At 46.5% G+C, this 22043-nt stretch carries 19 protein-coding genes and 2 tRNA genes; 9 read left to right on the forward strand and 12 right to left on the reverse strand.

All coding sequences use genetic code 11. The features are described 5' to 3' along the window. Positions 1-208: 208 nt before the first annotated feature. From purF to carA, 3 genes are read right to left on the reverse strand one after another with little or no spacing between them, the layout of a single operon-like run. Positions 209-1612, reverse strand: coding sequence for an amidophosphoribosyltransferase (gene purF / locus JBF11_RS06135; RefSeq protein ID WP_334314616.1), 1404 nt, complete (start codon positions 1610-1612; stop codon positions 209-211). Beyond that, the gene (gene carB, locus JBF11_RS06140) at positions 1605-4949 is read right to left on the reverse strand and encodes a carbamoyl-phosphate synthase large subunit (RefSeq protein WP_334314617.1); all 3345 of its coding nucleotides are present in this window, start codon (positions 4947-4949) and stop codon (positions 1605-1607) included. Before carB ends, purF begins: the two co-directional genes overlap by 8 nt. 54 nt (positions 4950-5003) lie before the next feature. Next, positions 5004-6170, reverse strand: a complete 1167-nt coding sequence (gene carA, locus JBF11_RS06145) for a glutamine-hydrolyzing carbamoyl-phosphate synthase small subunit (RefSeq protein ID WP_334314618.1) — start codon at positions 6168-6170, stop codon at positions 5004-5006. 208 nt (positions 6171-6378) lie between these two features. On the opposite strand from carA, the gene dapF reads away from it, so the two are divergent. From dapF to JBF11_RS06160, 3 genes are read left to right on the forward strand one after another with little or no spacing between them, the layout of a single operon-like run. Continuing rightward, the gene (gene dapF / locus JBF11_RS06150; RefSeq protein WP_334314619.1) at positions 6379-7290 is read left to right on the forward strand and encodes a diaminopimelate epimerase; all 912 of its coding nucleotides are present in this window, start codon (positions 6379-6381) and stop codon (positions 7288-7290) included. Positions 7291-7313: 23 nt separating this feature from the next. Continuing rightward, positions 7314-8258, forward strand: coding sequence for an aminotransferase class IV (locus tag JBF11_RS06155; protein WP_334314620.1), 945 nt, complete (start codon positions 7314-7316; stop codon positions 8256-8258). A gap of 31 nt (positions 8259-8289) precedes the next feature. Beyond that, the gene (locus tag JBF11_RS06160) at positions 8290-9282 is read left to right on the forward strand and encodes a GNAT family N-acetyltransferase (RefSeq protein ID WP_334314621.1); all 993 of its coding nucleotides are present in this window, start codon (positions 8290-8292) and stop codon (positions 9280-9282) included. Between the two features lie 287 nt (positions 9283-9569). Here the strand turns inward: JBF11_RS06160 and JBF11_RS06165 are convergent, their stop codons facing one another. The 8 genes from JBF11_RS06165 to JBF11_RS06200 are packed head-to-tail and all read right to left on the reverse strand — an operon-like array spanning position 9570 to position 17181. Beyond that, positions 9570-10046, reverse strand: a complete 477-nt coding sequence (locus JBF11_RS06165) for a HyaD/HybD family hydrogenase maturation endopeptidase (protein WP_334314622.1) — start codon at positions 10044-10046, stop codon at positions 9570-9572. Between the two features lies 1 nt (position 10047). Further along, complete coding sequence (locus JBF11_RS06170) at positions 10048-11085, reverse strand: chemotaxis protein (protein WP_334314623.1); 1038 nt, start codon at positions 11083-11085, stop codon at positions 10048-10050. A gap of 26 nt (positions 11086-11111) precedes the next feature. After that, the gene (gene ispH / locus JBF11_RS06175) at positions 11112-12035 is read right to left on the reverse strand and encodes a 4-hydroxy-3-methylbut-2-enyl diphosphate reductase (protein WP_334314624.1); all 924 of its coding nucleotides are present in this window, start codon (positions 12033-12035) and stop codon (positions 11112-11114) included. A 6-nt stretch (positions 12036-12041) separates the two neighbouring features. Continuing rightward, the gene (gene murJ, locus JBF11_RS06180; protein ID WP_334314625.1) at positions 12042-13622 is read right to left on the reverse strand and encodes a murein biosynthesis integral membrane protein MurJ; all 1581 of its coding nucleotides are present in this window, start codon (positions 13620-13622) and stop codon (positions 12042-12044) included. Further along, a complete protein-coding gene (rdgB, locus tag JBF11_RS06185; protein ID WP_334314626.1) occupies positions 13622-14227 on the reverse strand; it encodes an RdgB/HAM1 family non-canonical purine NTP pyrophosphatase in 606 nt (201 codons plus the stop codon). Before rdgB ends, murJ begins: the two co-directional genes overlap by 1 nt. Beyond that, the gene (gene trkA, locus JBF11_RS06190; protein WP_334314627.1) at positions 14215-15654 is read right to left on the reverse strand and encodes a Trk system potassium transporter TrkA; all 1440 of its coding nucleotides are present in this window, start codon (positions 15652-15654) and stop codon (positions 14215-14217) included. The genes rdgB and trkA overlap by 13 nt, the downstream gene beginning before the upstream one ends. Positions 15655-15677: 23 nt before the next feature. Further along, positions 15678-17018, reverse strand: a complete 1341-nt coding sequence (locus JBF11_RS06195) for a 3-deoxy-D-manno-octulosonic acid transferase (RefSeq protein WP_334314628.1) — start codon at positions 17016-17018, stop codon at positions 15678-15680. Between the two features lies 1 nt (position 17019). Continuing rightward, positions 17020-17181 carry a hypothetical protein gene (locus JBF11_RS06200; RefSeq protein WP_334314629.1) on the reverse strand — a complete coding sequence of 54 codons (162 nt, stop codon included), beginning with the start codon at positions 17179-17181 and terminating at the stop codon, positions 17020-17022. A 147-nt stretch (positions 17182-17328) separates the two neighbouring features. On the opposite strand from JBF11_RS06200, the gene mnmG reads away from it, so the two are divergent. The 3 genes from mnmG (at position 17329) to JBF11_RS06215 (ending at position 19533) form a co-directional block, all read left to right on the forward strand. After that, positions 17329-19245 carry a tRNA uridine-5-carboxymethylaminomethyl(34) synthesis enzyme MnmG gene (mnmG, locus tag JBF11_RS06205; RefSeq protein ID WP_334314630.1) on the forward strand — a complete coding sequence of 639 codons (1917 nt, stop codon included), beginning with the start codon at positions 17329-17331 and terminating at the stop codon, positions 19243-19245. A gap of 75 nt (positions 19246-19320) precedes the next feature. Continuing rightward, a tRNA-Asp gene (locus JBF11_RS06210) sits at positions 19321-19397 on the forward strand. 59 nt (positions 19398-19456) lie between these two features. Further along, positions 19457-19533 (forward strand) — tRNA-Asp (locus JBF11_RS06215). Between the two features lie 476 nt (positions 19534-20009). Here the strand turns inward: JBF11_RS06215 and JBF11_RS06220 are convergent. Further along, positions 20010-20318 carry a Dabb family protein gene (locus JBF11_RS06220; protein ID WP_334314631.1) on the reverse strand — a complete coding sequence of 103 codons (309 nt, stop codon included), beginning with the start codon at positions 20316-20318 and terminating at the stop codon, positions 20010-20012. A 96-nt stretch (positions 20319-20414) separates the two neighbouring features. Here JBF11_RS06220 and JBF11_RS06225 point away from each other — a divergent pair, with 96 nt between their 5' ends. Genes JBF11_RS06225 through JBF11_RS06235 form a run of 3 tightly spaced genes read left to right on the forward strand, consistent with a single transcriptional unit; the run spans position 20415 to position 21954 of the window. Then, the gene (locus JBF11_RS06225) at positions 20415-20669 is read left to right on the forward strand and encodes a hypothetical protein (RefSeq protein ID WP_334314632.1); all 255 of its coding nucleotides are present in this window, start codon (positions 20415-20417) and stop codon (positions 20667-20669) included. Positions 20670-20696: 27 nt separating this feature from the next. Beyond that, entirely contained in the window at positions 20697-21620 is a 924-nt protein-coding gene (locus JBF11_RS06230) for a PLP-dependent cysteine synthase family protein (protein WP_334314633.1), read from the forward strand. 7 nt (positions 21621-21627) lie between these two features. Then, positions 21628-21954 (forward strand): GNAT family N-acetyltransferase, encoded by a 327-nt coding sequence (locus JBF11_RS06235; RefSeq protein ID WP_334314634.1) that lies wholly within the window; start codon positions 21628-21630, stop codon positions 21952-21954. The last annotated feature ends 89 nt before the right edge of the window (positions 21955-22043 follow it).

The raw sequence follows: 22043 nt of genomic DNA on the forward strand, positions 1-22043 counted from the left end.
TGTGCTTCTTTTTGACGCTCTATCTTTTCCGGTTCATTCCAAAAATTTCGCTTTTTTCAATTCAGCAAAATGCCCGCATGATACATACCCGACAGGAAACAGAACCGAAACCGGCAATGGGAACACTCACGCCATTTTCAGCAAAGCAAAAAGACCGCTTGCAAAAAAAACTTTCTTCAAAAAAATCTTAACCATTAATGAAGTAAAGCTAATTCTTTTGCAAATATTCACCGCTCCAACAGCCGGTACAATACTGCATACCCTCGTCACCAAGGCAAGCCCGCATACCTTCCAAGGACAAATAGCCCAGACTGTCCATATTCAAAATGGAACGTATTTCCTCAATAGTATGCTGATAGGCGAGCAATTCTTCATAATGGGGGAAATCGACCCCAAAATAGCAAGGATACTGCACAGGCGGGCAGGCAATTCTCAAATGCACTTCCGTCGCCCCCGCATCACGGAGTTCTTTGCCAAGAGCCGCCGTCGTTGTTCCGCGGATAAGGGAATCGTCCACAAGGCAGACCCGTTTTCCACGCACGACTTCTTTCACGACATTGTGCTTCATGCGCACGGCGGCAGCTCTCGCGCCTTGTCCCGGAGCGATAAAACTGCGTCCTATGTAGTGGTTGCGGATAAGTCCGCGGTCAAGCGTTATGCCGAGTTCTTCCGCAAAACCCATGGCGGCTGAAAATCCGGAATCGGGAATCGCAACCACGATATCCACATCGACCGGTTTTTCCTTCGCAAGCATATGCCCTGTTTGACGGCGGAAAACATGGGGAGTATGCCCGAAAACAGTGCTGTCGGGACGGGCGAAATAGATAAGTTCCAATAAACAGCGCTGCTGGCGGACCGTTCTGTCGCCAAAATACGTGGAACGGTAACCGCCCGCCGTAAAGGTCAGCATTTCTCCGGGTTCGACTTCCCGCTCGAAAATCGCCCCGATTTGGTCAAAAGCGCACGTTTCGGAGGCAACGACATATCCGTCTCCCATGCGCCCGAGCACCAAAGGACGATAGCCCCAAGGATCGCGGGCGGCAATCATTTTATTGCCGAAAAGCAGAACAACCGCAAAAGCGGCTTCCGCCTGTTCAAAAACACTGGCGATATCTTCATCGGAACTCGCTTGCTTTTGGGCTAACAGCTGCAGGAAAAATTCACTGTCACTCGTTGTCTGCAAAAAAGCCCCCGAAAGAAGAAGCTTTTCCCGCAATTTTTCCCCGTGGTATAAATTTCCGTTATGAGCAAGAGCGACCTGCCCTTCGCTGTAATATCCGATAAGGGGCTGGGCGTTGGCTATGGTGCTTGAACCCGCCGTGGAATACCGGACATGCCCGATTGCGGAATTGCCTGCCATATTGCGGCCTTCTCCATTACCGAACACGCTGGAAACCAAACCCATGCCGCGGTGGATGAATATCTGTCCGTCGCTGGCGCTCGCGACACCGGCGGATTCCTGCCCGCGGTGCTGCAAAGCGTGCAAAGCCAATGAAGCATGCTGGGCGGCGTCTTTTACTCCGTAAAGCCCCACAATTCCGCATTCATCATGCGCCTTGTCATCATACGTCAAGGTATCAGGGATAAAGATGTTTCCAAAAGAATTATTCATTTGTTTTTCCTTGAATATATCCTGCATAATAATCCTGCAAAGGAGCGACTATGCGTTGTTCTTGCCGACGGGCTTCCAAACCTTCGACAGTGGCGCGAAGAGCCGCCAGTGTCGTAATGAGGTTGATACGGCGGGCGAGGGCTTCCGTCCTTATGGTGTTTGCGTCACGGGCGGAAGTCGGACCGCTTACGGTATTGACAATCATATTCGCCTCACCGTTGCGGATGAAGTCCAAAAGGTGAGGGCGCTGCTGTCCGATTTTTACAATAAGCTTGCAGTCAATGCCTTTGTTTTCAAGCATGGCTTTTGTTCCGGGAGTTGCGTAAAGCGTAAAGCCAAGGGCTTTCAGGCGTGCCGCAAGAGGAACAAGAGGTTCTTTGTCTTGGTCCGTTACCGTCAGAATGACATTGCCGGATACCGGAATGGGGACTCTTGTGCCGGCCTGGGATTTAAGGAAAGCCATGCCGAAGCTCCTGTCAATGCCCATAACTTCGCCAGTGGAACGCATTTCAGGTCCGAGCTGGATTTGCGTTCCGGGGAAACGCTCAAAAGGAATGACCGCTTCTTTTACCGCGCTGTACATAAGTTTCGGTTCTTCCGTGAAATTCACATCCTTCAAAGAAAGCCCCGTCATGATTTTTGCCGCAATGCCCGCGACATTGCGTCCTGTCGCCTTTGAAACGAAAGGCACGGTCCTTGACGCCCGCGGATTTGCTTCAATGACGTACACGCTGCCCTTGTAAAGAGCCATCTGAATGTTCAGTAAGCCCACAGTATGCAAGGCTTTGCCGAGTTTATCGGTATAAGAACGGATAATACCTTTCACTTCATCGCTCAGCGTATGGGTCGGGATAGAGCAGCAGGAATCGCCCGAATGGATGCCCGCTTGTTCGATATGTTCCATAATGGCGGCAATGGTCACCTTATCGCCGTCAACAACGGCATCGACATCTATTTCAATGGCTTCTTCAAGGAATTTATCCACCAAAATAGGAGTATTGACGCTCAGATACAAACCGGTTGATTTATCCTCAATATATTCAATAAGTTCCTGTTCATTATGAATGATACGCATTGCGCGGCCGCCGAGCACAAAGGACGGACGCACCATGACCGGATACCCGATTGTTTCCGCGAGCCTGCAGGCAGTTTCAAGGTCGACAGCCATACCGCTGGCGGGCTGCAAAATATCCAAATCCTCAATCAGGGCGCTGAAATCCTCACGGTCTTCCGCAAGAGCGATATCCTGAGGCTTCGTGCCGATAATGGGAACGCCCGCTTCCTGCAATGCCATGGCGATATTGAGCGGAGTCTGTCCGCCGAACTGCACAATCACCCCGTCTGGCTTTTCAGCGTGGCAGACGGCAAGCACGTCTTCCGTCGTCACCGGCTCGAAATACAAGGTATCCGCCGTATCATAGTCAGTGGAAACCGTTTCGGGGTTCGAGTTGATCATAATGGTTTTTATACCGAGTTCACGCAGGGAAAAACACGCCTGCACGCAGCAATAGTCAAATTCCAATCCTTGCCCGATACGGTTCGGACCGCCGCCGATGATAACGACTTTGCGCGCAAAACCGCGTGTTGCGGCGCCCACATGGGCTGTATGCAGCGGATCGGGAGAAACCGCATCGTACGTTGAATAAAAATAAGGCGTATGGGCTTCAAATTCCCCTGCACAGGTATCAACAGTATGAAAAACGGGCTCGACGGCATTAATCTCGCGCAAAGAGCGGATATCCGTTTCACGCACTGTTTTCGCAAGGCTTTCGGAGCAAAGGTTCGCAATGCGGGCGTCGCTGAAACCTTGCGCTTTATAATGACGCAGTTTCTTTGCGAAAGCGGCATCGGCGGCTTTGCTGTTCACCGCCTTTTCTATTTCATGGCAAAAATCTTGGCGTATGGAATTTTCATCATCCAAAATACGTTTGATCTGCAGCAGGAACCAAGGGTCAATGCCGGTAATCTCATTCAGTTCCTCAACTGTCAAACCAAGCTGCATGCCTTCGTAAACAAGCAAAACCCTGTCAGGACGGCGAAGATACAATTTTTCCCGTATCCATTCGCGGCGGGCGGCGGGTTCAATGGGGGCTTCCGCTTCCAATTTGCCGTTTTGCAAGCCTTGCAGCCCTGTTTCAAGTCCGCGGAAAGCCTTTTGCAAAGCCTCGCGGAAATTGCCGCCAAGAGCCATGGTTTCCCCGACGGAATGCATTTGGAAACCAAGCGTCGTGTCCGCTCCTGTGAATTTTTCAAAATTGAAGCGGGGAACTTTGACGACACAATAATCGATGGTAGGCTCAAAACAAGCGGAAGTGCCGGTAATATCATTCTTTAATTCATCCAAACGATAGCCGAGGGCAAGTTTCGCCGCGATACGGGCGATAGGGAAACCGGTCGCCTTGGAAGCCAGGGCGGAAGAACGGGAAACCCGGGGGTTCATTTCAATAACGACGCGTCTGCCTGTTTTCGGACAAACGGCGAATTGAATATTGCAGCCGCCGGTTTCAACGCCGATAGCCCGCACGACGCGGAATGCGTCCTGACGGAGCGCTTGATATTCCGCATCGGAAAGGGTTTGAATAGGAGCGACGGTAATGGAATCGCCCGTATGCACGCCCATAGGGTCAAGGTTTTCAATGCCGCAAATGACAATGGCGTTGTCCGCCTTATCGCGCACAACTTCCAATTCGATTTCTTTCCAGCCGAGCACGGATTCTTCAATCAAAATTTGGCTGATGGGCGATGCTTCGATACCGCCCTTGGCGATTTCCTTAAATTCTTCAATATTGTAAGCGATACCGCCGCCGGTGCCGCCCAAGGTATAGGAAGGACGGATGATGACAGGGAAGCTGATTTCTTTTATTGCGTCCATGGCTTGTTCAAACGTGGTCGCAAGGGCGCTTTTCGGCAAATCAAGCCCGATGGCTTCCATGGTTTCACGGAATTTTTGGCGGTTTTCCGCAAGTTCGATGGACTTTGGCTGCGCCCCGATAATTTCCACGTTGTATTCTTCCAAAATACCCATATGGTGCAAATCCATGAGCAAATTGAGAGCCGTCTGCCCTCCCAGTGTGGGCAAAATGGCATCGGGACGTTCCTTTATAATGATTTCAGCCGCCATGAACTTATTCATGGGCTCGATATATGTTGCGTCGCTAAAAGCCGTATCTGTCATAACAGTAGCCGGGTTCGAGTTCAGCAAGACAATGCGGCACCCTTCCTCTTTCAGTGCTTTCAACCCTTGTGTGCCAGAATAATCAAATTCTGCCGCCTGTCCGATCACAATCGGACCGGAACCAAGCACCATAATCGTTTTCAGATCTTCACGCTTCGGCATTTCTTTAAAATCCTTCTTAGTAGATACTACCAATAATTATGGCAAAAGCCACTGTTATTTCTTATAAAAATCATCAACCATAGTACGGAAAGCGTCAAACAAACCGTAAGCGTCCCAAGTTCCCGGAGCGGCTTCCGGATGGAATTGCACGGAAAAGACCGGGGCGTCGGTCAACGCCAAACCCTCGACAGTATTGTCGTTCAAATTCCAATGGGTCACTTTCACATTGCCGGGCAGCGTCTGAGGGTCAACACAAAAACCATGGTTCTGACTTGTGATAAGAACCTTTCCTGTCGCCACATCCTTTACAGGGTGATTAAGCCCATGGTGACCGAAAGGCATTTTGAAGGTTTTCGCACCCATGGCAAGGGCGATAAGCTGATGTCCCAAGCAAATTCCGAAAATAGGCAATTTTCCGACCAATTCCCGTATTGTTTTTATGGCGTAGCCGCAAGGCTCCGGATCTCCCGGACCGTTCGTCAGCATGACGGCATCGGGCTTGGAAGCTAAAATTTCTTCTGCTGTCACAGTGGCGGGATATACGGTCGGGTGCATGTTATTATTGAATAAGTGAAGCAAAATCGAACGCTTGGCACCATAATCGATAACGGCGACATTGAGCATTTTCTTGGAGGTGTCACGTTTTTTATACGTCAGAACAGTGCCGGGGTCAGTATTGAAGACGAATTTTTCTTTTACAGTCACTTTTGAAGCAAGATCAAGCCCGGACATTTGAGGAAGCTCTTTCGCCCTTTTCAATAAATAATCGCGGTCCAAATTGGTGCTGATAATGCCGTTTCTCGCCCCATGCATACGCAAATGCAGCGTCAGAGCGCGGGTATCGATTCCATAAATGCCGCTCAATCCCATTTGCTCCAATTTTTTTTGCAGAGAACTCTCGGCACGGAAATGCGGAAAATCAATATTTTCCGCATCAACAAACAAATCATGAAAAACAACGCCGCCCGCACCGTATTCCGGCTTCGGTTCGGGACATTCGCTGTCAAGAGCCGTTGCTCCGTAATTTCCTATATGCGCGGAGGTAAACACTACGATTTGTCCGTAATAGGAAGGATCGGTAATCGTTTCCTGGTATCCGCTCATACCTGTTGTGAAAACGACTTCGCCCACAGCCTCCTGACAAGCCCCCAAGGCGTATCCTTCAAAACATGTGCCGTCATCAAGCATCAATAAAGCCGGCATTTTTGTATTGATAGTCATAATCTTTCCGTTTTTGTTTGATTGTTGATAAAACAAAATAATTTTTAATACGCTTTTTTCCGCAAAAAATCAATACTTTTTTTGGATAAAATAACTACTTGATTTCATTCTGAAATTATTACCGATATTCTTAAATTTTTCCTCTTTTCCCCTTGTTCTTTTCCCTAAAAGGCTGTATAGGAAAAAGACATCATCCTATGAGGTTCCTATGGCTGAATTTGAAAAACGACTGCCTAAACTCGGGCAAGACTATATTGAGAAAATGCGGCTTCCGCAAAAACTCACCTTTACGAAAATGGAAGGCATCGGCAATGATTATGTTTATGTTTGGTTTGAAGATTTGGATACTCCTCTCACCGACCCCGCCCCGCTTGCGATTTTCATGTCCGACAGGAACTACGGGGTTGGCGGAGACGGTCTCGTCCTTATCGGCAAATCAAAAAAAGCCGATTTCAGAATGAGAATGTTCAATAACGACGGTTCCGAGGGAAACATGTGCGGCAACGCCTCCCGCTGCGTGGGCAAATTTCTTTATGAACACGGACATACCGGCAAAACAAACATCACCCTTGAAACAAAAAGCGGTATCCGTACCCTTGAGCTGACCCTTGAAAACAACAAGGTCGCAAGCGTCACCGTGGATATGGGCAGACCTATCGTCAAACCTGCCGACATCCCCATGAAAGCAGACGGCGAAACCTTTATCAATCAAGAAATCCTTGTCAACGGCTCCTGCATAAAAGGCACCGGCGTTTCCATGGGCAATCCTCATTTCGTTGTCACCATGCATGATATCGCAAGCCTTGATTTGCCTGCTTTCGGACCTCTTTTTGAATATCATGAACTCTTTCCCGAACGGGTCAATACGGAATTTATCGAAGTGCTCAGCCGGCAAAAAGTGCGCATGCGTGTTTGGGAGCGCGGCTCAGGTGAAACCCTTGCCTGCGGCACGGGCGCTTGTGCCGTTCTTGTCGCTTGCGTGCTCAATAATTATACGGACAAAAAAGCGACTATCGAACTTCGGGGCGGAGAACTCGTCATCGAATGGGCCGAAGACGGCATTGTTTATATGACAGGCCCCGCACGGGAAGTCTTTTCCGGAGAAATCGAACTTATTTAACAAATATGACAAAGGGAATAATCATGGCGACACCTCTTATCAGCAGTCAGGAATGGATACAAAAAGTACAAGACACGCCGCGGAAAGCGGAAAATTTTGTCACCGCTTTTTATGAACACAGCATCGGCGCGATCTGTACGGACGCAAGACTGTTGCGCATTCCTTTGGACGACCACTTGGTACACAGGGGAGACGGCTGTTTCGAATCCTTGACCATTGCCGAAAACAGAGTGCTCGAACTTGACGCCCATATTGCGCGCTTGGAGCATTCCGCCGCCAAGCTCGGCATACGGGCTCCCCTGCCCTATGCTGAAATCCGTCAGATTGTTTTGGACACCGCAAAAGCGGGCGGTGCTGCCCATGGCTCCGCCAAATTATTGATGGGACGCGGAGAAGGCGGACTTGGCATCAGCCCGAAAGAATGCCCCGTCGCAAGTTTTTATTGCGTTGCGGCAAAAGGAAACCCGCCGGACCCAGGTTATTGGGAACAAGGCATTACCGCGTGCAGAAGCGCCATTCCTGCAAAACAGCCTTTTTTAGCCCAAATAAAATCAACAAATTACCTGCCCAATGTTTTCATGGCGCAGGAAGCGGAAGCGAAAGGCGTCAATGTGAGCATTTCCTTTGACGAAGACGGTTATTTAGCCGAAGCCGCCATTGCGAACGTCGGTATTATCGACAAAAACAATATTTTCGTCCTGCCTCATTTCAAACGCGCTTTGGCGGGAACAACCGCCCTTATGGCCAAAAGCATTGCCGAAACCTATATGCGGACCGAAACCCGCAATATACGGGAAGAAGAAATTTTTGAAGCGAAAGAATTTCTGCTCTTCGGAACAGGCTCCCAATGCGTTGCCATTACCCATTACGAAGGCGAAAAAATTGCTGACGGCGTCCCTATGGAAAACGCCAAAAAACTGCAGAAACTCATTTATCAAAAGCTCATAGAAACAGGAACGCCGTTTTAAATCCATTCCAAAATCCGCACGGACAAAAAGCATGATTATTTTAATTTCCGGAGCTTCCCATACGGGAAAAACCATGTTGGCGCAAAAGCTTCTTGAAGAGTATCACTATCCGTACCTTTCCATCGACCATTTAAAAATGGGGCTTATCAGAAGCAAACAAACAACGCTTACCCCGGAAGACGATGAAAAGCTTACCCCCTATCTTTGGGGAATAATTAAAGAAATCATCAAAACAGCCCTTGAAAACAAACAGAATTTAATTATTGAAGGCGCCTATATTCCCTTTACATGGAAAGAAGACTTTTCAAACGAGGAAGCGGCCCATATCCGCTTTTGCTGCCTTATCATGAGCCAAGACTATATTCTAAATCATTTCATAGAGATACAAAAGTACGCCTCAATCATAGAAAACAGAAAAAACGATAAAATTCACAAAGAGCTGCTTATTGAAGAAAATCAAAATAATTTGGCGCAATGTAAAGAACACCGGCATTCGTGCATAGTTATCGATAACACATATCCCGCCGATATTCCTTTATTGGTCCGCAATTTTTTTCATATTCGGGAGAAATCTATACAGCATATCGTATCCCAACACCAACGCCCTAAAAAACTTGTGCTGGAACTTGGGGAAGTATGGAAACAATCAGTCGCAAGCACGCATCATTTTTTAACACAGAAAGATAAAGAAAAACTGTATCCTCTTGTTTTAAACGCAATAAAGAACGTTCCCTTTTTATTGACAGCGCAAAACGAAGAAGACGAATTGCTCGGCTTTATGGGCATTGAAAACGACAAATTGGAAATGCTCTTCATCCATCCGAAAGCCCAAAAACAAGGACTGGGTAAAAGTTTGGTCGAACACGCGAAAAATGCTTATCGGATTCAATTTGTCGATGTGAACGAAGAAAATCCCGATGCTTTCGCTTTTTACCGAAAAATGGGCTTTACCCAATTCGCCCGCAGTGAATACGACGATTTAGGCAATCACTTCCCCTTGCTGCATTTAAAACTTGAAAAATAGATAAATAACAAGTTGCTATCTTTATATTCCAAAGTATTTCCGTATCATATTCATGTGAATGCATAAAAATAAGGAGCTATTTTCTTTCTTTGTTTTTTTAATTTTTTCATGCAATAAAAAAAGCTCTTGAAAAAATCACCCTTTTTACCGCTGCAAATCGATTCAAATTCTATGACGATAATTCTTAATGTCATGCGAAGACGCTTTAATTTCCCCCAAGCATACCCCGCTTTTCACGCGGTGCGGGGAGGTATTCCCCACAAAAAAAGGAGCTTGCGCTCCTTTCTCTATTTTTTGCTGTATTGGACACCATGTTTTTCCAGTTCTTTCAAAACTTCATGTATCAGTTTTGGCACAGCCTCCTGAATTTTCGGGCTTAATTCCAAATTCAGGGACGTAAAGTCTTCCGGCTCAACGCCTATGACCACGCAATCGGGTCTATGCCCTATCAAATCGCAATAAATAAGCGTGTCCACCAAATCGGTCTGGTGCAAGGAATCGGAAAAGCTCATGCTTTTTCGCAAGTCATCGCCGACCAAACGGTATAAGGTTCCCGCTTCATGCCCGCCTTTGACCGCATCTATGATGACAGCCAAATCAGCGTCCATCAAACTGTCCATAAGTCCCATACCGAGCGTTCCGCCGTCAAGAAGACGTACATTTTCCGGAAAACTGTATTCTTCCTGCATTTTCAGCACAGTTTTCACACCGACGGCCTCATCGCGGTAGAGAACATTTCCAACACCAAGAACTAAGATTTTCATATTATTTTGTTTCTTCTTTAAAAGGCTCCGGAACATAACCGTCGGCATACTGATGGATGAGCTCATGGGCGCGCTGTGCAAGCAGGGTTACACCCGGTTTGGAAATCTGTTCGTCCGCCCCCACGGATTCCCCTTTATGACGGAGCTTATCCGTAATAAGGGAAGAGAACAAAATAACAGGAATTTTTTTCATATAAGGGTCTTCTTTAATGGTTTTGCAAAGCGTATGCCCGTCCATTCTCGGCATTTCGATATCAGAAATGACAACTTGGATATAATCGCTGACATCCTTGCCTTCTTCAATGGCTTTTTTGCGCAAACTGCAAAGTTCGTCCCAAGCTTCCTGACCATTGGTAAAATCACGCACTTCAAAATTCGCTTCCTGCAAAAGCGTTTTCAGCATGTTTCTGATAAGGGAAGAGTCGTCACAAACAAATGCGCGGTAATTTTGCGTTTCTTTCCAATTGATTGCAGCATCGAGGCGAAGACCGAGATTAGGATTGAGTTCCGTCACGATTTTTTCAAGGTCAAGAATGAAAACAATTCTGTCCTCAAGACGGACAACCCCGGTAATGCAGCCTTTGGAGAAGAAAGACATGTAAGAGTTCGGAGCGTCCACGTCTTCCCAGCTGATACGGTGAATACGGTTTACGCCTGAAACTTTGAACGCTGTCGTCACATTGTTGAATTCCGTCACAACGACCTTAGGAGGATTATGGTTGAGCAAGCTTTGTTTTTCAAGCCAAATATTCAAATCAACCAAGGGAATGATCTGCGAACGCAAATTAAACGCGCCCAAAACGGAATCACTTTGCAATTCCGGCAGCGGAGTCACATGAGGCAATTGGATGATTTCCAAAACTTTAGCAACGTTAACCCCATAATAACCGCGATAAATAGGTTCTTTGCCCTCTTCTTGAATCAATTTCAAAGCACTGGAAGTGCCTGAATCAAGCTCGGTCACAGGTTCATCAATATAAAATTCCACAATCTCAAGTTCGTTTGTACCTGCTTCCAATAAAATATTTGTTTGAGACATATATTCCTCCTAAAACCGTCTAGCATTCACCATGAAGCCAATAGCCTTTCCGCTTCATCCACCAAGCGTTTCGGGGTTGATGCTCCTGCGGTCAGACCAACTTTTTTAACGTTTTTAAAAAATTCTCTTTTTAACTCATCGGCACTTTCCACCAAAACTGTAGGGATATTTTTAGAAAAAACCAATTCCGCCAATCTTTTCGTATTTCCGCTTTCCTTTCCGCCTATGACCACCATAGCCTGCACACGTTCCGCAATAGCCAGCGCCTCATCCTGACGGAGTTTCGTCGCATCGCAAATCGTTTCCAAGATAATCGGCTTTGTTGCCGCCACCTCAAGAAGTTCTTTTTTTATCGTGTCGAAAACAGCCCTGTCCTGTGTCGTTTGAGCGGCTAAAACCATTTCTTCCCGGTTATTTTTCTGCGCATAACCGATCAACTTTTCAGAATCCGGCGAAATGATATATTTTCCTTTCGCATAGGAAACCAAACCGTCCACTTCCGGGTGGTTTGCGTCGCCAAACAAAAGAAGCGTCCGGGTGCCTTGTCCGCCCTGCGTGGCTTTGCCGATCGCATTTTGGGCTTCTTTCACCCGCGGACATGTCGCATCCATCAGCTGCACATGGGGCAAATTACGCAAAAAACTCTCCGTACTGTACGGAATGCCGTGGGCGCGGATTAAAAGATTGAGCTGCAGCTGCCCCTCTTTTCTCTTTTCTTCATCGATTGTTTCCAAAAAAACATAAAAAGGTTCCAGCGCTTCTTTCACCGCCTGCACGGAACCAAAACAGCGCACCCCTTTCATGGCGTATTCTTCCAGCACAAAAGGATTATGGATGATGGGACCGAACGTGCCCACATGTCCGCCTTTTTCCACCAATACATCAAGTTTTTTAAGCGCTAAGGCGACCCCCATGCAAAAACCTGCCCGCTCCGAACGGATGACTTCCATATGCACCTACCTTTTCAAACGCCGCAAAAAAGGCGAAATCAACAAGGTTATATTTTCCGGCATGAAATATTTTGCCACTATCAAATAACTGATCAGATACACTAAACCGGCAAAACCGATTTGCGCGAGCTGCACCCACAAAAGCGGGATTTTTCCCTGCAAAAACAATTCGGAACAATACCCTCCCGCAAGGCAAAGGAAAAAAGGTATGCCATTGCATAACACATTTTTCAACAAAAGACAAAGTATTCCCCGATAGGCTCTCTGAAAATATTTTCGGCCGGCAAACCATAAAGTTAAGGTATAAGCGATAACGGACGCGCTGGTCAGAAATGCCACGGAAACAGCTCCGAAACGGGGAGCGCAGTAAAAATAAAAAGGAATGATGAACACCGTTATCATTGAACCGACCAAAGCCGGAGTCACAGTATTTTCCATGGCATAAAAAGAACGTCCCAAAATTTGCTGAACACACCAAAAAGGCACGGCTATCATCATAATCTGCAAATAAGGGGCTGCGAGAACGGTTTCTTCCGCGCCGAATTGCCCTCCCTCGAAAATAAGTCCGAGAACGGGTTTTGCCGCAGCTATCATATAAAACGTAACGGGCAGAACCAAAATCAAGGTATTTTTTATGGCGCTGTGCATAGTTTGACAAAAACTTTGCATATCGTTTTTTACGAACAAGCTTGCCAAAAAAGGAAAAGAAGCAACCCCCGCCGCCTGCGCCACAACCCCGACCGGAACCATCATGATTCTTCTGGAATAGCTCAGCAAACTCACCTCGCCCGTGCCTGCCATGCTTCCAAAAATACGGATGAACTGCTCATCCAAAACAACAATGGACTGTCCCAGCATAAGAGGCACGGCAAGACACAAAAAACGCTTGAAACAACGATGCTTCAAAATCCAATAAAAGCGAATGCCGTCCGCTTTCGCCGCAAGAAAAGGCAAATGGAAAGAACCTAAAAAAGCGCCCAGCAAAACACCCCAGCAAAACCCCTCCATGCCCTCGGCAATGCCTAAATAAGGAAAGAAAACCCCGCACAGCAAAATCATGCCGTTATATATTAAAGGAATGAGAGCAGGCACGGTAAATTTTTTTCTGATATACAGCAAGGCGGTGAAACAAGCTCCGGGCAAAAAACAAATTTGCGCCGGCAAAATTATGCGTAAAAATTCCGTAAGCCGCACAAACTGCGTTTCGCTAAACCCCGGAGCGAGAAAAGGGACAAGATAAGGAGCGAAAATCCACAATACTGCCGATAAGACAACGACTATGCCGCTTGCCCAAATAAGAACGCCGCTGAAAAATTTCCACGCATCTTCCTCGTCGTTCTCCATAAGTTTGGAAAGAAGAGGAATAAGGGTAATGGAAACATAGCCTCCCGCCAGCAAATAATTTAAAAAATCAGGCAAAATGAACGCCGCGAAATATAAATCCGTTTCTCCGCCCGCCCCGAACTGCCAAGAAATAACCTTGTCCCGAAAAAGTCCCATAAAGCGGGAAACAAGGACACTGAAGCCCATAATGAGGGCGGCTATTCCCATTTGCTGCTTGGCGTTTATTTTAGCAAACAAAGACATTATTTCAAGTTCCCGAAAGCTTCAATCACTGCCTGCAAAGCTTTAGCCCTATGGGAACGCCCCATTTTGACGCTTTTTTCCATTTCGGCTCCGGTACATTTCAATTCTTCATCAAAAAAAAGCGGGTCATACCCGAAACCATTTTTTCCGCGTTCTTCAAAGAGCAATCTTCCCTCCCATGTTTCATGGGCTATGATTTCTTTTCCGTCGGGAAAAACCGCCGCCATGGCGCAATGGAAAGCGCACCGCCTTTTTTCCATAGGCACGTTTTTCATTTTATCCAATAACTTCCGATTATTTGCCTGGTCTTTTGTTTCTCCCTCAAGCAGCGGATAATCATTGGCATACCGGGCGGAAAAAATTCCGGGCTCGCCCTGCAGATAATCCACACAAAGCCCGCTGTCATCCGCAATGGCGATACATTTTAAATCCTTACAGACGTACCGCGCCTTGATAAGAGCGTTTTCTTCAAAACTTTCGCCGTTTTCCTCTATTTCCGGATAGCCGAAAGGCAAGGTTTCGACACAAAAACCGAAAGCGTTCAAAGGCTCTTCGAGTTCCGCCAATTTTCCTTTATTTTTTGTTGCAATGATTACTTTTTCCATGTGGTCAATATTCTGTTTTTATCATCTTGTTTAAATGTTTTTTCCCCGATAAGCGCATCAAGTTCATGCATCGCATTTTGCTCGCCCAAAAAAATCACATGATCGCCGGCTAAAAAGACAGTCTGCCCATGCGGGATAAAAACCTTTTCGTCGCGCATATAGGCAAGCATGATCACATTTTTTGGAAAAGCAAGCATCATAAGGGGCTTGTTGATAAGCTGCGACGTTTCCGCAAGATACACCTCCATAACTTCCGCAGCGTCCGAAGCGACAGAAGCGAAAGCCACGACATTCCCTTGCCGGATATAGCTCAGGAACCCGTTCACGGCGGCAAGCCGCGTGCTTACGCTATGGTCGATTCCGATATGTTTCACAATGGGCAAATATTCCGACTTGTTCACACGTGCGACAGAATCCCTCGCCCCCATGCTTTTCGCCAAAAGGCAAGCCAAAATATTGGTTTCTTCGTCCGCCGTGACAGCGACAATGACATCCATTCTGCCCACATTCTCTTCTTTGAGCAAGGTGGTTTCCGTAGCGTCACCATGCAAAATCAGCGTGCTGTCAAGAAGCGCGGCAAGTTCTTCGCAGCGGGCTTCATCCTTTTCTATTATTTTGACATCCAAGCCCTTGTCTTCAAAACGCTTTGCAAGCAGATACCCGATTTTTCCGCCGCCGACAATGCAGACAGAATGGAAAAACGCCCTGTTTTTCTTCAAAAACCGCAACAAATCCCGTTGGGCGACATCCACATAAGCGAAGTAAACAAGGTCGTTTTCCTGCAGAACAACCTGCCCGTTGGGAATGACCAGCTTGCTGTTCCGGATTATGGCGGCGACCATGATATTGTCACTTTTGACAAATTCTTTAAATTCAAAAAGTTTTTTGCCCACAAGTTCCGTATCTGCAATGTTATAGGCGACCATACGCAAATGCCCGCCGGCAAATTCCGCATAATCCTGCGACGCCGGCAGGGACAGAAGACGGTCGATACTGCGCACGACTTCGCTTTCGGGGTGGACCATGAGCTGGATATTCAAACTTGTCCCGCCAAGGACATTGGGATATTCCTCATATTCCTTATTGCTGATACGCGCCAATTTCACAGCCTGCGGGGAAAGGGCGTTGGCAAAGAGGCAGGCGACCAGATTCACTTCGTCGTCATTGGTGACCGCAATGACATAATGGGCGTCTTCCACATGAGCCAAGGCAAGCGTTTTAGGCGAAGACCCCGAACCTAAAATAGTCTGCACGTCCGCAAATTGGGTTATTCGATCCAAGCGGCTTTTGTCCTTATCGATGACAACGACGTTTTTTTCCTCTTGGGTCAGCCGCTTCGCAAGATGCAACCCCACTTCCCCCGCTCCGATTATCACAACGTTTTCTTTCACGGAAGAAAAAATATCCTGAATTTTTTTAAAAAACATACGATTTTTCCAATCAGCCTCTTCTAACAACGGGAAATATTTTTCAATATTTCTTCCATGACTGTTTTTGTACCACCAATTAATGGTTTAAGCCATATTTTAAAACGTTCTTGAATTTCAGCATGTTGTGTAAACTTTTTTTCAGGCTGCGCTAAAAGCGCTTTTGCAAGCATAGAAACAGAACTGTGCAGATAAAGCAAATTTTCTTCTGCGAGATTTTTTTCCCGCTTCTCGAATACCCATAAGAAATTATGCAGATGCACGCCGCTATGCGGAACAATCCCATACGCAAGGGGCTCTAAAAAATTCTGCCCGCCCAAAGGAGCGAAGCTTCCCCCCACGACGGCATAATCGGTAAGCGCATAAAGTTTTTTCAAATCGCCAAACCTATCCCAAACAACAATGTCTCCGGCTTTTATCTGGTCATTTTCAGCGAAAATATCGGAAACGAACCGCACATTCAGCCCTTTTTCCTGCAAAATCCTTTTCCATTCCGCAAAACGCGCCACATGACGGGGAGCTATGCATACCGCGCTCTTTTTCTTTTGCCTGTGCAATGTTTCAACAAGAGGAACAAATTCCCCCTCTTCTTCCCTGCGCACAGAGGCAAAAAGATAAATGCATGTCTTTCCGTCAAAAACAGCCTGCAGCGGATTTTCCTTTTTTTCCTGCATGGCAAGCAAAAGTTCATGGTATATGCCGTCAAATTTCATATTATGCATGAACGCGCATTCGCTCTGCGGAAAAATTTCCTGATAATGCTCCTTATCCTTTTCCCGTGTCGCAAAAATCTTTTTCGGATTCACGCCTGAAAAAGCAGCCTTCAGTTTTCTGTATGCCGCATGCGTCTTATCGGTCATGCGGGCATTCACGACATACAATGCGGTCCCGTTCCTTTTGCACATGAGCATGAAACAAGGCCAAAGCTCCGTTTCAAGCAAAATGCAGTTTTTCGGTCTTGCGAGTGAAAACGCCTTTTGCATGGACCTCTCATCGTCAAAAGGAAAATAGCAAAGCGAAATCAAAGGAACGGGAAGCGCATGGGTTTCCTGCCATTTCCGTTCAAAAGCCTGTTTGCCTTTTTGCAAAACGTCCATGCCTTGTTTGGTCATGCTCGTGCAAAGGATATGCATGCCCGCATGTTCGGCGGAAATATGCTTCAAAAGTTCAAGAGTGAGATACGCCTCTCCCCCGGAAGACGCCTGTATCCAAAGCGACACGGGATTTTTCCGGGCGAGTTCCAGCCAAGAACCGCCGACAATGCGTTCCCCGTATCCCTCGCTCAGGCGCTTGTGCCTTTTCAAAAAAGGCTTGACCGCGAACCACAGCAAGCCATATAAAAAAAAGAAAATCCTCTGCGCCATATCATTTTTTCTTGCTTTCACGAATTTTAAAAGTAATTCCCGCGCAAATGCCGCCGATTATTCCCAAAAGCACGCTTCTCGGCATATTGTCGGTCACTCCGAAAAGGGCGGCGAAAATTCCCAAGGAAGAACCTATTAAAAAACCTTTCCAAACAGGTGACATATCGTATCCTTTATTTTTTCTTTTGGACTATTCTTGCTTTTTAGCAAGTTATGCGGATAATGGCAACGCAAAATTTTAGCGCAAAAAATCCTTTTATTTTTTTCAAGTTCCGGATATATTGGACAAACACAATTTATCGGATTTGCTATGAAAGAAGAACGTTTTGACTGTATCGTCGTAGGCGCGGGGCACGCGGGCTGCGAAGCCGCCATGGCCCTTGCTAAATTGGGACACAAGACCCTGCTTGTTACGGGCAATATCGACAGAATCGGGCATTTGTCCTGCAATCCTGCCATCGGCGGACTTGCCAAGGGGCATTTGGTCCGTGAAATCGACGCTCTCGGCGGTTCCATGGGACTTTGGGCGGATGAAGCCGGTATCCAGTTCAGAATTTTAAACCAAAGCAAAGGTCCCGCCGTACGCTCAAGACGGGCGCAAATGGATAGGGAAGCCTATATAAAAACAGTAAAATCAGCTATTTTCAAAGAAAAAAACATCACCCTTTGGCAAGATATCGTTGAAGATTTAATTGCGGAAGAAATCCCGGAAAACAACGGGACAACCCATAAAATACAAGGTGTTGTCACCGCTGTCGGCAAAAAATTCCATGCCCCGCACATTCTTTTGACCACAGGAACATTCCTTTGCGGGCTTATTCATATCGGCTTGGAACATTTGGCAGGAGGCAGGCTTGGCGACGCGCCTAGCATGCATTTGTCCGAAGCGCTCAGACGCTTGGGCATAGAGCTCGGGCGCCTCAAAACAGGCACAACGCCCAGAATACGCTATGATTCCATTGACTTTGACGCGCTGGAAGAACAGCAAGGCGATTTTCCTCCCCCCACGTTCAGTTTCCACGGCGAAGGAGCGAAACTGCCGCAGGTTTCCTGCTACATCACTTGGACCAACGAAAAAACCCACGACATCATCCGCTCAGGAATGGACAGATCCCCGTTGTTCACAGGCGTTATCGAAGGAACCGGAGCAAGATACTGCCCTTCCGTGGAAGACAAGGTCGCCCGCTTTCCGGAACGTGAGCGCCATCAGGTGTTCATCGAACCGGAAGGGATAAACAGCGAAGAATGTTATCCCAACGGCATTTCCACAAGCCTGCCCCTTGACATCCAGGAAGGCATGGTCGCCAGCATCACGGGTTTGGAAAATGCAAAAATCGTCCGTCCCGGTTACGCTATCGAATACGATTATGCAAATCCCATTCAACTCAAACCCACCCTTGAAACAAAAAAAGTCGAAGGACTATGGTTTGCAGGACAAATCAACGGAACATCAGGCTATGAAGAAGCCGCCGCCCAAGGCTTATGGGCAGCTTTCAACGTAGCGGCGCGCCTTGAAAACCGCGAACCGTTCCTTTTGCGGCGTGACCAAGCTTATTTAGCTGTTTTAATTGACGAACTTGTAACAAAAGGCACGGAAGAACCTTTTAGAATGTTCACTTCCCGCGCGGAATACCGCCTGCTTCTGCGTGAAGACAATGCAGACCAAAGGCTCACTCCTATCGGACGCGAACGCGGACTTGTGAGCGATGAACATTTTGCGCTTTTCACCAAAAAACAAAAAATTTTGCAGGAAATTTTAACCTTGCTTCAAGAAAATACCATACGGCCTGACGCAAAAACAAAGGCTATCCTCGAGGAAATGAACGAAGCCGCCCCGACAAAAGCCATCACGCTGGAAGACCTTTGCCGCCGCCCCAATATGCAGCTGAAAGACATTGCGAAATTCTTGCCGGAACTTGCAAAATATTTAACCGCCTATCCGGAAATCTGCGAAACAGCGGAAATCATCACCAAATATTCAGGCTACTTGTCACGGCAGGAAGAAATAGTCCAAAAAACAGCCAATCAGGAAAAAATACTCCTGCCAAAGGATTTGGACTATACGGACATGCCGGGGCTTTCCCGTGAAATCCAAGAAAAACTCAACCGGGTGAAACCGCTCAATTTGGGGCAAGCCGCCAGAATTTCAGGAGTGACGCCCGCCGCTCTTTCCTGCATTGAAATCGCCCTCAAGAAAAAGGCGATGGAAGAGGAAAAAATAAATTAAAAAACAGCATTTTTTTATTGACAAACTTTCAACTTCCATATACATATTTTTTTCCGGTGGCTTTCAGCCACTTGCGGAACGGTAGTTAAGTCGGTTATAACGCCGGCCTGTCACGTCGGAGGCCGAGGGTTCAAGTCCCTTCCGTTCCGCCACTAAAAAAAAAAATAATGCTTTGCATTTTTATATATTGAAATACGTTTCAAAACATTACGGAACGGTAGTTAAGTCGGTTATAACGCCGGCCTGTCACGTCGGAGGCCGAGGGTTCAAGTCCCTTCCGTTCCGCCATTTTTTTTCATACTCCCCCAGTATGATATGAGGTCAATCATAAGATTGACCTTTTCTTTTAACAATTAACCACAAAATTATTTTTTTCATTCCCGCAGCTTCATGATAATAATGCAATGACGCTCATCATGGGAAAATGCCACGCAGAAAAAACTCTCTCCCTACCCTGCTCTCAAAACTTTTCATAATAATTTTCCTGCAATATTTTGGAAATGCTCCAAACACGTTTTAGCAATACCCAAAATTACACAAGAGCAAAACCGTTATGGACAAAACCTATAAAGTTTTTTTTCGTATAGAGGGAAGGGGAATAATTCCCCAAAAAAGAAGAAAAAAACGATAATAAGATAATGATAACAAAACGATATGAAAATCATACGGAATTGTTATTTTACAAAATATACTATATGATTTTTCTATAACAAAGAGCAGGAAAATTTTCCTGCTCTTTGTTATAGTTTTTACTTTTGCAAATTTTATACAATATAATCGATGGCTTGTCTTGAACTTGCATATTGTTTCAATTCACCGGCAAATTCCACATGGACGGGGTGCGCCGCATATTCCGCCAAAGCCTGCTCGTCCTTATGGGTGCTGTGGAGCAGCAGCTGCATTTCCTGCGTTGTCGTCTTCGCAAACTGCGCCGTCATTTCCAGGGAAAGCAATACGTCGATTTTTCCCGCCATTTTTTCCATGCCAAGCTTAACCAAGTAATCAGCGGCTTCCTTTGCCGATTTGCCGTTGACGCCGTCTTTGAGCGTCCACCAAACCACATGATGTATCATATTCCACCTCGCGTTTTTTTTAATCATACCCTTGCTTTTTGACTTTGACAAGTCAAGATAAAGCCGTATAATATGAAAAAAACAGGAAATACTATTATGCAAAACCCCATGAAACCAAATGCCCGAGTCGCTCAGCGCATTGAAGAACTGTTGCGTGAGCAGCTGGAAGAACTTGGCGTCAATATAAAAAAACTCACCCCTGATGAGATTTCCGCCAATATGAAATGCCACATCGGACCTGACAACAGCTTAAGTTATTTTTGGAAAAACCGAGCCATACTTGACGTTGTTCCGGAAACGACAGAAAACGGCACGAATTGGCGCATGTTCACAAAAGAAGATACCATATGAAAATCATAATCAAATAAAGAGGCTGTTATGGATATGTTAACAAGCATCGGCAATACGCCCCTCATTCATTTAAAAAATCTCTCCAAAGAAGCGGGAGCGAATATTTACGTAAAAGCGGAAATGCGTAATCCGGGAGGCTCAATCAAAGACAGAGCGTCCCTCGCCTATGTCAAGGACGCGCTCGCCACAGGAAAACTTACCCAAGACGGAACAGTGATTGAAGCGACAAGCGGCAATTTAGGCATAGGGCTTGCCGTTGTCTGTGCGGAACTTGGCATAAGGCTCATTGTCTGCATGCCGGAATCGGCAAGCATTGAACGCCGCAAACTTATGCAGGGCTTGGGCGCTGAAATTATTTTAACGCCCGCGAATAAGGGCATGAGCGGGGCTCAGGAAAAAGCGGAAGAACTCTATAATAACAGCAAAAACGCTTTTCGTCCCAATCAATTCAGCAACCCCATAGGTCCGAAAGCCCATTATGAAAGCACAGGACCGGAAATCCGCGCCCAAGCCATGCAAGAAAAAATAAGCATTGACGCATTTGTGGCAGGAGCGGGTTCCGGAGCTACGTTTATGGGTGTCGGCAAATATTTAAAAGAATACTATCCGCTTATTTTCTTAGGCATCATCGAGCCGGAAGAATCCGCCGTTTTATCGGGAAAACCGGCTGCCCCCCATGGCATTCAAGGCATAGGCGCAGGCTTTGTTCCTGATATTGTTGACAAAAGCCTTATTACTGAAATTTTGACGGTGAACACACGAACAGCCAAGGAAACAGCGCGCAAAGCCCTTAAAACGGATGCTTTGAACGGAGGAATTTCCACGGGCGCGAATATTGCGGCAGCCCTTGAACTTTCCAAACGCAAGGAATTTCAAGGCAAGAACATCGTCACCATTGCCTGCGACACGGGCGAACGCTACATGTCCACAGATTTGTTCATGCAGGAATAAAAAAAACATGCTCATAACGATACGCCGTGAAGCAGAACAAGATTATTTTACCGCAGAAAACTGCTGCCGCAACGCTTTTTGGAATGTTTACACACAAGGCTGTTATGAGCATTTCCTCATCCATTCCATGCGCACGCACAAGGATTTTATTCCCGAATTGAGCTTTGTCCTTGAATACGGCAAGAAAATCATCGGCGGTATTTTTTATACCCGTTCAAACATTATCCGCTCCGACTCACCCTCTGTTCCGGCAATAACGTTCGCCCCTGTTTTTATTGAACTGAAATTCCAAAGACAAGGCTTCGGCAAAAAATTAATTCTGCACAGCATATAAAAAGCACGGCAATTGGGATATTCCGCAATTCTTATTTTGGGCGGTCCGAAAGAATATGCGCCCTACGGTTTTTGCTGCGCAAAAAATAC

Source organism: Taurinivorans muris, from assembly GCF_025232395.1.
In the GTDB taxonomy this organism is placed as follows: domain Bacteria; phylum Desulfobacterota; class Desulfovibrionia; order Desulfovibrionales; family Desulfovibrionaceae; genus Taurinivorans; species Taurinivorans muris.